12 protein-coding genes are annotated in these 12,789 nt (G+C 70.9%); 6 read left to right on the top strand and 6 right to left on the bottom strand.

Annotated features, from left to right (window positions below):
- Positions 1-66: 66 nt before the first annotated feature.
- Together HDC36_RS06080 and HDC36_RS06075 are read left to right on the top strand one after the other, a co-directional pair.
- Complete coding sequence (locus tag HDC36_RS06080; RefSeq protein WP_179565288.1) at positions 67-624, top strand: adenine phosphoribosyltransferase; 558 nt, start codon at positions 67-69, stop codon at positions 622-624.
- 223 nt (positions 625-847) lie between these two features.
- Positions 848-1,198, top strand: coding sequence for a hypothetical protein (locus HDC36_RS06075; RefSeq protein WP_179565286.1), 351 nt, complete (start codon positions 848-850; stop codon positions 1,196-1,198).
- 122 nt (positions 1,199-1,320) lie between these two features.
- On the opposite strand, the gene HDC36_RS06070 is transcribed toward HDC36_RS06075, so the two are convergent.
- Positions 1,321-1,839: a hypothetical protein gene (locus HDC36_RS06070; RefSeq protein WP_179565284.1), complete on the bottom strand. Its 519-nt coding sequence runs from the start codon at positions 1,837-1,839 to the stop codon at positions 1,321-1,323.
- Positions 1,836-3,212 carry an ATP-dependent RNA helicase DbpA gene (gene dbpA, locus HDC36_RS06065; RefSeq protein ID WP_179565282.1) on the bottom strand — a complete coding sequence of 459 codons (1,377 nt, stop codon included), beginning with the start codon at positions 3,210-3,212 and terminating at the stop codon, positions 1,836-1,838. The genes HDC36_RS06070 and dbpA overlap by 4 nt, the downstream gene beginning before the upstream one ends.
- Positions 3,213-3,343: 131 nt before the next feature.
- Here dbpA and HDC36_RS06060 point away from each other — a divergent pair, with 131 nt between their 5' ends.
- A complete protein-coding gene (locus HDC36_RS06060; protein WP_179565280.1) occupies positions 3,344-5,242 on the top strand; it encodes an ATP-binding cassette domain-containing protein in 1,899 nt (632 codons plus the stop codon).
- Positions 5,243-5,926: 684 nt separating this feature from the next.
- Here HDC36_RS06060 and HDC36_RS06055 read toward each other — a convergent pair.
- A complete protein-coding gene (locus HDC36_RS06055; protein ID WP_179565278.1) occupies positions 5,927-6,427 on the bottom strand; it encodes a barstar family protein in 501 nt (166 codons plus the stop codon).
- Positions 6,424-6,897: a ribonuclease domain-containing protein gene (locus tag HDC36_RS06050; protein ID WP_179565276.1), complete on the bottom strand. Its 474-nt coding sequence runs from the start codon at positions 6,895-6,897 to the stop codon at positions 6,424-6,426. The genes HDC36_RS06055 and HDC36_RS06050 overlap by 4 nt, the downstream gene beginning before the upstream one ends.
- A gap of 333 nt (positions 6,898-7,230) precedes the next feature.
- Between HDC36_RS06050 and HDC36_RS06045 the strand changes: the two genes are divergently transcribed.
- Positions 7,231-7,842 (top strand): superoxide dismutase, encoded by a 612-nt coding sequence (locus tag HDC36_RS06045; protein WP_179565274.1) that lies wholly within the window; start codon positions 7,231-7,233, stop codon positions 7,840-7,842.
- A 60-nt stretch (positions 7,843-7,902) separates the two neighbouring features.
- On the opposite strand, the gene HDC36_RS06040 is transcribed toward HDC36_RS06045, so the two are convergent.
- A complete protein-coding gene (locus HDC36_RS06040; protein WP_179565272.1) occupies positions 7,903-8,394 on the bottom strand; it encodes an AraC family transcriptional regulator in 492 nt (163 codons plus the stop codon).
- 143 nt (positions 8,395-8,537) lie between these two features.
- Entirely contained in the window at positions 8,538-8,936 is a 399-nt protein-coding gene (locus HDC36_RS06035) for a hypothetical protein (protein ID WP_179565271.1), read from the bottom strand.
- A gap of 177 nt (positions 8,937-9,113) precedes the next feature.
- On the opposite strand from HDC36_RS06035, the gene HDC36_RS06030 reads away from it, so the two are divergent.
- Together HDC36_RS06030 and HDC36_RS06025 are read left to right on the top strand one after the other, a co-directional pair.
- Positions 9,114-12,125: a sensor histidine kinase gene (locus HDC36_RS06030; protein WP_179565270.1), complete on the top strand. Its 3,012-nt coding sequence runs from the start codon at positions 9,114-9,116 to the stop codon at positions 12,123-12,125.
- A 45-nt stretch (positions 12,126-12,170) separates the two neighbouring features.
- Positions 12,171-12,788 carry a response regulator transcription factor gene (locus HDC36_RS06025; RefSeq protein ID WP_179565666.1) on the top strand — a complete coding sequence of 206 codons (618 nt, stop codon included), beginning with the start codon at positions 12,171-12,173 and terminating at the stop codon, positions 12,786-12,788.
- Position 12,789 lies beyond the last annotated feature (1 nt).

Genomic DNA, 12,789 nt, shown 5'->3' with positions numbered 1-12,789 from the left:
TGCGGCGGCGCTGCACGGCGCCGCATTGCGCCTAAAATGAGCGCTTCCCCACGCTGCGATGTCCCGATGAACGATTCCTCCTGCTGCGGCGCGCCCAGCGACGCACCGGCCCACTGGTCCGGACGCATCCGCGATATCGCCGATTTCCCGAAGCCGGGCATCGTGTTCAAGGACATCACCCCGCTGCTGGCCGACGGCCCGGATTTCGCCTCGGCGCTGGACGAGATGGCGCGTCCCTGGCGCACCACACCGCTGGACGCGGTGCTGGGCATCGAGTCGCGCGGCTTCATCCTGGGCGCAGCGCTGGCGCACGAACTGCGCACCGGTTTCGTGCCGATCCGCAAGCCGGGCAAGTTGCCGGGCAGGACGGTGACCCAGGACTACACGCTGGAATACGGCAGCGACCGCATCGAGATGCACGCCGACGCGCTGCCGGCCGGCGCGCGGGTGCTGATCGTCGACGACGTGCTCGCCACCGGCGGTACCTTGCGCGCGGCGCTGTCGCTGGCGCGGCAACTGCAGCTGGAGATCGTCGGTGCGGTGGTGCTGGTCGAGCTGCAGGCGCTGCAGGGGCGCGAGCGCTGGAGCGACGCGGTGCCGCTGTTGGCGACGCTGACGTATTAGGGCGGGGCGGTCGGTGCGGATGGACGTCGTCGTGTGCGGCGCGCGGTCCTGCGCGCACGGCGAGGGCGACGGACTACCGCGGCAGCGGCAATCGAGCCGGGCGAGCGCTCGTTGGCGGGCGATGTCGATCCGCGGCTGAATGTGTCAACCGCGCGCATTCGCCCGCGAACTGCGTGGCTTACCGTTTTCCGCATGCGATCGGCATGCGACGGGTGGTGGCACGATGAACGGACAAACGCTGTTGCTGGCCTTGGCGGCCGCGTTCGCGCTGGCCAAGCTGGTCTCGGCATTGCTCGTGGCGATCTGGCCGGGCGGCACGGCGGCGATCGCCGCTTCGCGTCTGGGCCGCTGCGTCTACGCCAGCGGCAAGACCACACCGGTCCTGCTGGCGCTGACCCTGCTGCTGTACGCGGTGCTGTTCGAACCGCCGGCGCAGCTGCGCGCCTGGTTGGCGCTGGCGCTGCTGCTGGGCGCGGCGCTGGCGCTGCCGATCATCCACCTGCGCCGCAGCCGGCGCGGCAGGGGCGGGGCGCATCCGCCGCGGCAGTGGTCGCGGATCGTGCGGCTGCGCTGAGCGGGTCGAGGCCGGCACCGACGTCGGGTGCGCTTTGGAGCCGATCGTCGACGAGCGAGCGGCCATCGGCGGCAGCGTGCTCGCAGGGACCGCCGCGATCGCGACCCCCGCGCGACGCCGCATCAGTGCGGATAGACCACCGTTTCCAGGCTGGGGTCGGCGTAGGCGTCGGCGTGGCTCAGGTGCCCATCGAACGGGCCGACCTTGCAGATCCGTCCGTCGTGCGTGAACACCAACTGGAGTCCGTGTTCCTGTTCCCAGTCGCAGTTGCATTCCAGGCTGATGCGGATACGCCCGTCGCGGTAGCGGCTGGCATAGGCCTCGCTGCCGAACTGGACGTGCTGCCACACCTGCGCCGCGTCGTCGATGCGTGGCGAGGGCAAGCCGTGCTTTTCGTGCAAGGCGTGCATGCGTTGGTAATACGCGAACACGTGCGTCGCGGCGGCGGCGAACACCGCATCGTCGATGTGCAGGAACGCTTCGATGGCGGCACCGAAGTCGGCCTGCGCCGGATCGGCGGCATAGTCTTCGAGGACGAAACTGCAGTCCGCGCGCATCCAGCGCACCGGCACCGCATCGCTCCAGGCGGTGCCGTCTTCGTCCTCGTCCAGCGACGCCAATATCTGCGCCGGCAAGCTCACAGCTTGCTGACCCGGAACCGGCGGCCCTTGATCTTGCCCGCCTGCAGTTGTCCCAGCGCGCGGCCGGCATGCTCGCGGGCGATGGCGACATAGGAACGGGTCGCGTAGATCGCGATCTTGCCGATCGCCGCGCCCGACAGGCCGGCATCGCCGGTCAGCGCGCCGAGGATGTCGCCGGCGCGCAGCTTGTCGGTCTTGCCGCCGTCGATGCGCAACGTGACCATCGCCGCCTGCGGCAGCTGCGCCGGGCGCGCGGTGGCCAGCGGTGCGCGCGACCAGCGCAGCGGCTGGCCCTGTTCGGCCTCCAGCGCCTGCGCGCGCGCCAGCTCGCGCGGCGCCACCAGGCTCAGTGCCAGGCCGCGCTTGCCGGCACGCGCGGTGCGGCCGATGCGGTGGCGGTAGGTTTCGGTATCGGTCGGCAGTTCGTAGTTGAGCACCGCCGCCAGGTCCTCCACGTCCAGCCCGCGCGCGGCCACGTCGCTGGCGACCAGCACGTTGCAGCTGCGGTTGACGAAGCGCACCAGCACCTCGTCGCGGTCGCGCTGTTCCATGTCCCCGTGCAGCGCCAGCGCCGAGAAGCCGAACTGCTGCAGCGAGCCGGCCACCTCGTCGACCTCCTTGCGGGTGTTGCAGAACACCACGCTGGACTCGGGGGTGAAGCGCAGCAGCAGCCCGGCCACCGCCTTCTGCCGGTAGGTGGGGTCGACTTCGAAAAACTGCTGCTCGATCTCCGGCGCGCTGTCGGCGCCTTCGATGGTGATTTCCGCCGGCTCCTTCAGCAGTTCGCGCGCCAGGGTGCGGATCGCGTCGGGGAAGGTGGCCGAGAACAGCAGGCTCTGGCGGTGCTTGTCGCAGCGGCTGGCGATCTCGCGGATCGGCTCCTCGAAGCCCATGTCGAGCATGCGGTCGCCTTCGTCCAGCACCAGCGTGCGCACCCCGCCCAGGTGCAGCGCGCGCTTGCGCGCAAGCTCCTGGATGCGCCCGGGCGTGCCGACCACCACCTGCGGGTCGTGCGCCTCCAGCGAGGCCAGCTGCGGGCCGAGCGGCATGCCACCGGTCAGCACCACCAGCTTCATGTTGGGAATGCCGGTGGCCAGCTTGCGCAGCTGCTTGCCGACCTGGTCGGCCAGTTCGCGGGTCGGGCACAGCACCAGCGCCTGCGCGCGGGTCAGCGCAGGGTCCAGCTTGTGCAGCAGGCCCAGGCCGAACGCCGCGGTCTTGCCGCTGCCGGTGGGCGCCTGCACGATGACGTCCTGGCCGGCCAGGATCGGCGGCAGGCTCTGCGCCTGCACCGGGGTCATCGTGGTGTAGCCGAGCGCGTCGATGCCCGGCGCCAGCGCCGGGGAGAGGGACAGGGTGTCGAAATCGTTCATGGCGCATTTTAGCCGGGACTGGGGACTCGGGACCGGGGACTCGGCAAATCCGGAGCAATGCGCGGCGCCAACCGCGGCTGTCTGCGCTCTTGGTCCCGAGTCCCGAGTCCCGAGTCCCGTACAATTCCCCCATGCCTCTTATCACCCTACAGAACGTCGACTACAGCGTCGGCGGCCCCTTGTTGCTGGAAAAGACCGAACTGTCGATCGAGCCGGGCGAGCGTATCGCCCTGATCGGCCGCAACGGCGCCGGCAAATCGACCTTGATGAAACTGATCGCCGGCGAGCTCAAGCCCGACGATGGCGAGATCCGCGTCCAGCAGGGCGTGCGCATCGCGCGGCTGGAGCAGGAGGTGCCGCATGGCGCCGCCGGCAGCGTGTTCGACGTGGTCGCCGACGGCCTGGGCGAGCTCGGCCACTGGCTGGCCGAGTTCCACCGGCTCAGCCACGCCGCCGAGTTCGACGGCGACGCGCTGGGCGCGGTGCAGTCCAAGATCGACGGCGCCAACGGCTGGGCGCTGGACCAGCGGGTCAACGAGACCCTGACCCGGCTCGACCTGGACGGCGACGCCGAGTTCGCGCGGCTGTCCGGCGGCATGAAGCGGCGCGTGCTGCTGGCGCGTGCGCTGGTGTCGGCGCCGGACCTGCTGCTGCTCGACGAGCCGACCAACCACCTGGATATCGAGGCGATCGACTGGCTGGAACTGTTCCTGAAAGGCTGGAACGGCAGCGTGGTGTTCGTCACCCACGACCGGCGCTTCCTGCGTGCCCTGGCGACGCGCATCGTCGAGATCGACCGCGGCCAGGTCACCAGCTGGCCCGGCGACTGGGCCAACTACGAGCGCCGCCGCGAGGAGCGGCTCAATGCGCAGGCGCAGGAGAATGCGCGCTTCGACAAGATGCTGGCGCAGGAAGAAGTGTGGATCCGCCAGGGCATCAAGGCGCGCCGCACCCGCGACGAAGGCCGCGTGCGGCGCCTGGAATCGATGCGCAACGAGCGCACCCAGCGCCGCGAACTCGGCGGCAACGTGCGCATGGAGGCGGCGCAGGGCGAGTCTTCGGGCAAGAAGGTGATCGAGGCCAAGGAGCTGAGTTTCGCCTTCGGCGCGCGGACCATGGTGCGCGATTTCTCCAGCACCATCCTGCGCGGCGACCGCATCGGCCTGATCGGCCCCAACGGCAGCGGCAAGACCACGCTGCTGAAGCTGCTGCTGGGCGAGCTGACCCCGGGCAGCGGCGAGGTCCGCACCGGTACCAACCTGCAGGTGGCGTATTTCGACCAGTACCGCGCCACCTTGCGCGAGGACTGGAGCGCGATCGAGAACGTCGCCGAGGGCCGCGACTTCATCGAGGTCAACGGCAAGCGCAAGCATGTGCACGGCTATCTGCAGGATTTCCTGTTCACCCCGGAGCGCGCGCGCGCGCCGATCACCCGCCTGTCCGGCGGCGAGCGCAACCGCCTGCTGCTGGCGCGGCTGTTCGCGCAGCCGTCCAACCTGCTGGTGATGGACGAACCGACCAACGACCTGGACGTGGAGACGCTGGAGCTACTGGAAGAGCTGCTCGGCGACTACACCGGCACCTTGCTGCTGGTCAGCCACGACCGCGACTTCATCGACAACGTGGTGACTTCGACCATGGTGATGGAAGGCGACGGCCGCATCGGCGAGTACGTCGGCGGCTACAGCGACTGGGTGCGCCAGCGCGCCGCGCCGCCGGCCAGTGCGATGGCGGTGGCCAAGGCCTCGGCCACCGCGGCGGCGACCGCGCCTGCAGTGGCAGCGCCGGCCGCTGCCGCGGCGCCAGCGGCCAAGCGCAAGCTCAGCTACAAGGATGCGCGCGAGCTGGAGCAGTTGCCGGCGCGGATCGAGAGCCTGGAGCAGCAGGTCACGGCATTGACCGCGGCGATGACGGAATCGGCGTTCTACCAGCGCGATGCGGCGGCGGTGACCGCGCATACGCAGGCGCTGACCCAGGCGCAGGCCGAGCTGGACGCGGCCTATGCGCGCTGGAGCGAGCTGGACGCGTAGCGGCGCCGGTCTAAGGGGCGTTCTCTGCTACAGGCGCTTGCCATCGGCTGGCCGGCGCACTGTGAGGCTGCAGGGGACTTCAGTCCCGACAGCATCCGAAGCCGGAGAGTCCACCGCCTCGCTCGTCGCGACTGAAGTCGCTCCCACAGGGAACTCGCACCGAGTTGGCTAGGTGCACTGTGTGAGGGACTTCAGTCCCGGCACGGTCCGGTTGCGGCGACGCCGCCGCTTCGTCCGTCGCGGCTGAAGCCGCTCCTACAAAGTCTCGCGGCCAGCGTGCTGGGTGCATTGTGGGAGGGACTTCAGTCCCGACGCGGTTCGGTTGCGGCGACTCCGCCGCTTCGTTTGTCGCGGCTGAAGCCGCTCCTACAAAGTCTCGCGGCCAGCGTGCTGGGTGCATTGTGGGAGGGACTTCAGTCCCAACGCGGTTCGGTTGCGGCGACTCCGCCGCTTCGTTTGTCGCGGCTGAAGCCGCTCCTACAAAGTCTCGCGGCCGGCGTGCTGGGTGCGCTGTGGGAGGGACTTCAGTCCCGACGCGGTTCGGTTGCGGCGACGCCGCCGCTTCGTTTGTCGCGACTTAAGCCGCTCCTACAAAGTCTTGCGGCCAGCGTGCTGGGTGCACCTTGGGCGGAATTTCAGCATTGAAGCGGCGCCAGCCGCGCGACTGCGCAGCCGGCGCTCCGCTCAGCGCGAGGCGGCTTCCTCTTCGTCGTCGTCTTCGTCCAGATCATCGGCCTGGCTGTCGCGCTCGTCGGATTCGGCCTCGTCGCCGGTCAGCAGGCCGACGAAGGCGACGAAGGCGATGCCGTCCTGCGCCCATTCCTTGGCCACGTCGTCGAGCAGTTCCAGCAGCACGTCGAAATCCTTCTTCGCCACCGATTGCAGTTCGGCCGCGTCTTCCAGCAGCAGCGCATAGCCGCCCTTGGCCGGCAGCCACGACAGGTCGCGCAGGCCGTCCATCAAGGCATCCCAGTTGCGGCCGAAGCCGATCGGGAAGTCCAGCTGCGCGGCCAGCCGCATCAGCAGCATCGGCTTGCTGCTGCAGCCCTGCAGGTCGATCCGGCACAGCCGCAGGCCGGCGTCGCGGCCGAGCGCGGCGATGCTGTCCAGGTCGCTGTTGGCGACGCGGTAGACGCCGGATGCGGCCGGCTCGGCCAGGTTCAGCGAAAAATTGAAAGTGTTCATGGCGACGGCCTCCCGGAGGCGATGCTGAAACTGCGGAAACTGGCGTAGTGGTCGTCGCTGTAGTACCAGACGTCCGGCGGGTCGCCGCCGGTGACGATGCGCCGCGTCCCGCGGTGCTCCAGCCCCGGCGTGTCGACGGTGTATTCGCGATAGTAGCCGCGCGGGCGTGACGGCAGCCGGTTTTCGCGGTTGCCGAACACGCTGCCGTCCTGGCGGTGCGGGAACGGACCGCCGCGCTGGATCAGGGCGATGGTGGCGCGCGCTTCGGGCGGCAGGAACGCCGGCAGCGTGGCGTCCGCGCTCGCGGCCGGCGTGGCCGGCGGCTGCGCCGGCGCAGGTGCCGGCAGCGGAGCGGGGTTGGTGAGCGCGGGCGCGAACTGCGGATGCGGCGGTTGCTGCAATGCGCGGATGCCCCACAGTCCGGCGGCGAGCAGCACGATCGCGGCGATCAGTAACACGGGCTTGCGCATCGGGGGAAGCTCCAGCGAGAACGGCGGGCGCCGCGTTCTGGCGCAGCAGCGGCACAGTATGGGCGAGCGCGGCTGTTCGTGCTCTTAACCACGTGCCAGCAATGCTGGCCTGGCATCGCGCCAGCGCCGCGGACGCGGCTGCAACGCGCGATTCACATGCGACTAACCGGGTGCTGGCGCATGGTAGCCGCCGATCCGCGGCGGCGGCCGGCACTGCCGTTGCGCGATGGGACGATGTTTCCCCAACGCCGGTCTTGGTATGGTCGCCGGTCGTCCCTACCATTCATCATGCAACGTCCGTCCTTCCGGCGGGCGAACGTCCAGGAGAACCACATGGCCTACACCCTCCCCAAGCTGCCCTACGCCTACGACGCGCTGGAACCGCACATCGATGCGCAGACGATGGAAATCCATCACACCAAGCATCACCAGACCTACATCAACAACGTCAATGCCGCGCTGGAAGGCACCGAGTACGCCGACCTGCCGGTCGAGGCGCTGGTGTCCAAGCTGAAGTCGCTGCCGGAGAACCTGCAGGGCCCGGTGCGCAACAACGGCGGCGGCCACGCCAACCATTCGCTGTTCTGGACGGTGATGGCGCCCAACGCCGGCGGCACCCCGGTCGGCGAGGTCGCCAAGGCGATCGACAGCCAGCTGGGCGGCTTCGACAAGTTCAAGGAAGCCTTCACCAAGGCCGCGCTGACCCGCTTCGGCAGCGGCTGGGCATGGCTGAGCGTGACCCCGGACAAGAAGATCGTGGTCGAAAGCACCGCCAACCAGGACAGCCCGCTGTTCGAGGGCAACACTCCGATCCTGGGCCTGGACGTGTGGGAACACGCGTACTACCTGAAGTACCAGAACCGCCGTCCGGACTACATCGGCGCGTTCTTCAACGTGGTGGACTGGAACGAAGTCGAGCGCCGCTACCACGCCGCGATCGCCTGATCGCGCCGGCAGCGCCGTGGATCGAAAGGCCGGGTTCGCCCGGCCTTTCGTTTTGTGCGCTCAGGCGGCCGGCAGGCACAGCCTGGCGGTGACGGGCGCACGCTCGGCGCCATTGCCGGGCACCGCGGCCGGCGCGCCGGTACCGGCGCTGTCGCGGTTGTGCCGCGCATACCAGCCCGGGGTCGCGCCGGTGACGCGGCGGAAGCTGTTGACGAAATGGCTCTGGTCGAAGAAGCCGAGTTCGTAGGCCACGGTGCTGACCGAATGGCGTCCGCTCAACAGCAGTTGCCGGGCGCGTTCGATCCGCCGCTGCAGCAGGTATTGCATCGGGCTGTGGCCGGTACTCAGGCGGAACATGCGCGCGAAGTGGTAGCGGCTGACGCAGGCGGCGTTGGCGATGTCGGCCAGGCCGATGCGCTCGGCCAGATGGTGGTCGATGTAGCGTTGGGCGCGGGCCAGTGCGCACGGGCGCAGGCCTTTGCCGGCGGCGCTGGCGGCGGGCGGGCGATCGGTGGCGGTGGAGCGTTGGGCGGGAGCGTGGGGGCGGGGCATGGCGTGTCTCCTGGGAAGCGCCGGAAACGCACGCGCGCGATCTCGGCTGGCGCCTGCGGCATGCGCGTGGATGCGGTTCCGGGACCTGTCCATGCTGCTGCCGGCGCCGCAGCGCGGCCACCCCATTCCGGCAGAGCGGATGCTCACCCGTTCGGGGGATTCCGCTGCGAGGCCTGTGCCGGTTCGCGCGGCAACACCAGCAGGCGCCGGCCGAAACAGCGTGCGTCGAGCGAATAGGCTCCGGGCCCGAGCAGCGCCAGTGCCAGCGCCGGCAGTGCCGCCAGCAGTGCGCTGCCCGCCACGGTCGTGCCATGCCACAACGCCAGCGCCGGCACTGCGCAGGCCAGCGCGGCGGCGAGCGGAGTGAGCGCGCCGACCGCCGCCAGCAGCGCCAGCGCCAGCGCCGCCCAGCGCCAGTGCGGCGGCAATGCCCAGGCGCCGCCGGCGGTGGACGGCCATAGGCTCAGCGCCAGGAACAGCCGCAGGGCCAGCAGCCCGAGTCCGGCGCTGCCGCCGGGGAACATGGAGTAAAGTCGTTGCATGGCCCTCAGGCTAAGGCCGGCGCAGCACGCCGGCCTAGCCGTATTCGGGGCAGCGCAACATCCCTCGATCGGGGCGTTGGCGGGTTCGGCGCAGCCGTCGAAAATCCGGTTTTTTCCTTTTTGCGAGCGAGAGAAAGCGCAGTGCGAAGTCTGCGAAGACGGCTTTGGGCGGGCGCCGTGCTGGTGCTCGGCCTGGCCTTCGCGGCGACGCTTGCCGCGGCCACACCGACGCCGTTGCGGCCGACGCCGCTGCACAACACCGCCTGGCGGGTGGAGCAGGGCGCGCCGGCGGACGTGTGGGCGCTGGCGCAGTCGGGCGACGGCTATCTGTGGATGGCCACCGGGTTCGGCCTGTACCGCTTCGATGGCGAGCGCTTCGAGCGCCGCGAGCCGGCGCATGGCGCGCAGCTGCTGTCGCAGAACGTGACCGCGCTGACCGTGTTGCCGGACGGGCGCATGTGGCTGGGCTATTTCGATGGCGGCGCCAGCCTGCTGCAAGGCGGCCGGCTGCTGAACTTCGGCGCGGCCGAGGGCTTCCCGGCCGGGCCGGTGGCGCGCTTGGAAACGGACGGCCAGGGCACGCTGTGGGCGGCGACCTGGGCCGGGCTGGCCCGCTTCGACGGCCGCCGTTGGCAGCGGATCGGTGCCGACTGGGGGTATCCGTCCGCACGCGCCGACTGGCTGCTGCGCGACCGCCGCGGCGTGCTGTGGGTGAGCAGTGGCGACAGCGTGCTGCGGCTGCGCCCGGGCGCACGCCGCTTCGAGTCCACGGGCATCGCGACCATGCTGTACGCGGTGCTGGCCGAAAGCCCGGACGGCCGCATCTGGCTGTCGGACCGGCGCGGCGGCACCCGCGTCATCGCCGATGCCGATGGCACGCTGCTGCCGCCGACGGCGCAGCTCGCCGTGCCGGCGCTGCGCGGTCTGGCGGCACGGCGCATGGGCTTCGCCCGCGACGGCAGCCTGTGGCTGTCCGATTTCCAGGCGCGTGGCGCGGTGCGGGTGGTGCTGGACGATCCGCGCGCGCCGCGGCTGGAGCGGTTGCGCCGCAGCGACGGGCTGGCCTCGGACTTCGCCGCGCCGGTGCTGGAGGACAAGGAGGGCAATGTCTGGATCGGCAGCACGCTAGGTCTCAACCGCTACCGCCAGCGCAACGTGATGGCGCTGCCCGGCCAGCCCGGTGCCGAGGCCGGCGAGGTCGAAGTGCATGCGCAGCCCGACGGCAGCGTGCTGGTCTCCGACCCGCAGGGCATGTTCCGCGCCGACCGCGCCAGTGCCGAGCGGCTGCTGCGCGGCGAACCGCTGGCGCAGGAGTACGTGCGGCTGCGCGACAGCGGCTGGGTGCTCGGCGCCGACGCCATGCTGCGGCTGCGCCACGGGCGCCGCGAGGAGGTCGCGTTGCCGATCGGGTTCGCGCCGCGGCAGGTGCGCGCGTTCCTGTCCGATCGCGCCGGCGATGCCTGGGTCGCGATCGCCGAGCACGGCGTGTTCCGCTACCGCGCCGGGCAATGGACGCGGCAGGCGCTGCTGCCGCCGGCGACCTGCACCGCGATCGCCGAGGACGCGCAGGGCCGCTACTGGTTCGGCTACGCATCCGGGGAAGTGCGGCAGTTGCAGGGCGAGCGGGTCCGCGCGTTCGCGGCCGGCGACGGCGTGCAGGTCGGCCGGGTCAATACCATCCATGCCGGCGCCGGCGCCGGCGCGCTGCTGGTGGCCGGCGAGCTGGGCATCGCGCAATGGCAGGGCGCGCGCTTCGCGACATTGCCGCCGTCGCGCGCACCGGGCTTGCGCGGCATCACCGGCATCGCCGAGAGCGAGGACGGCGAGCTGTGGCTCAACGGTGCCGTCGGCGTGTCGCGGATCGGCCGGCGCCAGCTCGATGCGGCGCTCGGCGCCGCCGCGGCGACGCTGCAACCGGCCTACTACGGTGCCGCCGACGGCTTGCCCGGCCTGGCGGTGCAGGCCAGCCGCAGCGGCACCGCGGCGCGCGACGGCGACGGCCTGGTCTGGCTGGCCACCAGCCAGGGCCTGGCCTGGATCGACACCCGGCGCCTGTGGCGCAACCCGTGGCCGCCGCAGGTGTTCGTGCGCGCGCTGTTCGCCAACGAGCGGCCGCTGCCGCTGGACGCGCCGCTGCTGTTGCCCAAGGGCACCACGCGGGTGCAGATCGCCTACACCGCGACCAGCCTGACCTCGCCGGAGCGGATGCGTTTCCGCTTCCGCCTGGACGGCGTGGACGAGACCTGGCGCGATGCCGGCGCGCGCCGCGAGGCGTTCTACACCAACCTGCGCCCCGGGCAGTACCGCTTCCAGGTCATCGCCGCCAACAACGACGGGGTCTGGAACACGCAGGGCGCCACGCTGCGCTTCGGCATCGCGCCGCGCTTCGTGCAGACCCCGGCGTTCTGGCTGCTGTGCGCGCTGGCGCTGCTGCTGGCCTTGTCGGCGCTGTACCTGCTGCGCATGCGCCAGCTGGCCACGCGGCTGCGGCTGCGGCTGGAAGAGCGCTACCAGGAGCGCGAACGCATCGCCCGCGAACTGCACGACACCTTGCTGCAGGGCTACCAGGGCCTGATCCTGCGCACCCATGCGGCACTGGGCACGCTGCCGGTCGGCGCGCCGCTGCGGCGCGAACTGGAGAGCACGCTCGATCGCGCCGAACAGGCGCTGGAGCAGGGGCGCGACCGGGTCGAGGGCTTGCGCGCCAGCGCCGGGAACACGCCCTCGTTGCCGACCGCCTTCGCCGACATGCTCGAGGAACTGGGCGCGCAATCGCAGGTGCAGCGGCGGGTGCTGGTCGAAGGCGCGCCGCTGCCGCTGCAGCCGCTGGTCGCCGACGAGTTGTACCAGCTCGGCCGCGAGGCGCTGCTCAACGCGTTCCGGCATGCGCAGGCGAGCAGCATCGAGGTCGAGATCGCCTACGGCCGCGATGCGCTGCGGCTGCGTTTCCGCGACGACGGCCGCGGCATCGAGCCGCAGGTGCTGGCTGCCGGCGGCCGCGCCGGGCATTGGGGACTGACCGGCATGCAGGAGCGCGCGCGGCGCATCGAGGCGCGCCTGGATGTGTGGTCGCGGCCCGGCATGGGCACCGAACTCAATCTGCGCCTGCCGGCGCGCCGCGCCTACCGCGAACCGGCGCGAAACCGGCTATGGTGCCGCCTGCGCCAGTGGCTGGCGGGAACCGAGTGAAGTGAGACGTGAAGTGAGCGAGCCGAAGTGAACGAGGTGTTGCCGATGCCGATCCGCATCCTCGTCGTCGACGACCATCCGTTGCTGCGCGAGGGCATGGCCGCGGTGCTGGCCGCGCAACCGGACCTGCAACTGGTCGGCGAGGCGGCCGATGGCCTGCAGGCGCTGCAGGCCTATCGCACGCTGCGCCCGGACCTGGTGCTGCTGGACCTGCAGTTGCCCGGCCTCGGCGGCATCGAGGTGATCGTCGCCCTGCGCAAGGAATTCCCGCAGGCGCGGATCGTGGTGGTCACCGCCTCGCGCGGCGACGTGCAGGCGGTGCGCGCGCTGGAAGCCGGCGCCAGCGGCTATCTGCTCAAGAGCGGGCTGCGCCGCGAACTGGTCGACACGGTGCGCGCGGTGCACCAGGGCCGGCGCCAGGTGCAGGCCGAAGTGGCCGCGGGGATCGCCGAACACCTGCTCGGCGACAGCCTGTCCGCGCGCGAAATCCAGGTGCTGCAGAGCGTGGCCGCGGGCAATTCCAACAAGGCCATCGCCGCGCTGCTGTCGATCGCCGAGGAGACGGTCAAGGCGCACATGAAGAACATCCTGTGCAAGCTCGGCGCGCGCGATCGCACCCACGCGGTGGCGATCGCGGTCAAGCGCGGCATCATCGAACTGTAGG

It is taken from the genome of Xanthomonas sp. JAI131 (assembly GCF_013410075.1).
Classification (GTDB): Bacteria; Pseudomonadota; Gammaproteobacteria; order Xanthomonadales; family Xanthomonadaceae; genus Xanthomonas_A; species Xanthomonas_A bonasiae.
This window is presented reverse-complemented; position numbering and strand designations above follow the sequence as displayed.

Excerpts from the sequence above, each read along its gene's own strand:
- HDC36_RS06045 (WP_179565274.1), top strand. The coding sequence starts at position 7,231 with ATGGCCTACACCCTCCCCAAGCTGCCCTACGCCTACGACGCGCTGGAA.
- HDC36_RS06060 (WP_179565280.1), top strand. The coding sequence starts at position 3,344 with ATGCCTCTTATCACCCTACAGAACGTCGACTACAGCGTCGGCGGCCCC.
- HDC36_RS06040 (WP_179565272.1), bottom strand. The coding sequence starts at position 8,394 with ATGCCCCGCCCCCACGCTCCCGCCCAACGCTCCACCGCCACCGATCGC.
- HDC36_RS06075 (WP_179565286.1), top strand. The coding sequence starts at position 848 with ATGAACGGACAAACGCTGTTGCTGGCCTTGGCGGCCGCGTTCGCGCTG.
- HDC36_RS06050 (WP_179565276.1), bottom strand. The coding sequence starts at position 6,897 with ATGCGCAAGCCCGTGTTACTGATCGCCGCGATCGTGCTGCTCGCCGCC.
- HDC36_RS06035 (WP_179565271.1), bottom strand. The coding sequence starts at position 8,936 with ATGCAACGACTTTACTCCATGTTCCCCGGCGGCAGCGCCGGACTCGGG.
- HDC36_RS06080 (WP_179565288.1), top strand. The coding sequence starts at position 67 with ATGAACGATTCCTCCTGCTGCGGCGCGCCCAGCGACGCACCGGCCCAC.
- HDC36_RS06055 (WP_179565278.1), bottom strand. The coding sequence starts at position 6,427 with ATGAACACTTTCAATTTTTCGCTGAACCTGGCCGAGCCGGCCGCATCC.
- dbpA (WP_179565282.1), bottom strand. The coding sequence starts at position 3,212 with ATGAACGATTTCGACACCCTGTCCCTCTCCCCGGCGCTGGCGCCGGGC.
- HDC36_RS06025 (WP_179565666.1), top strand. The coding sequence starts at position 12,171 with ATGCCGATCCGCATCCTCGTCGTCGACGACCATCCGTTGCTGCGCGAG.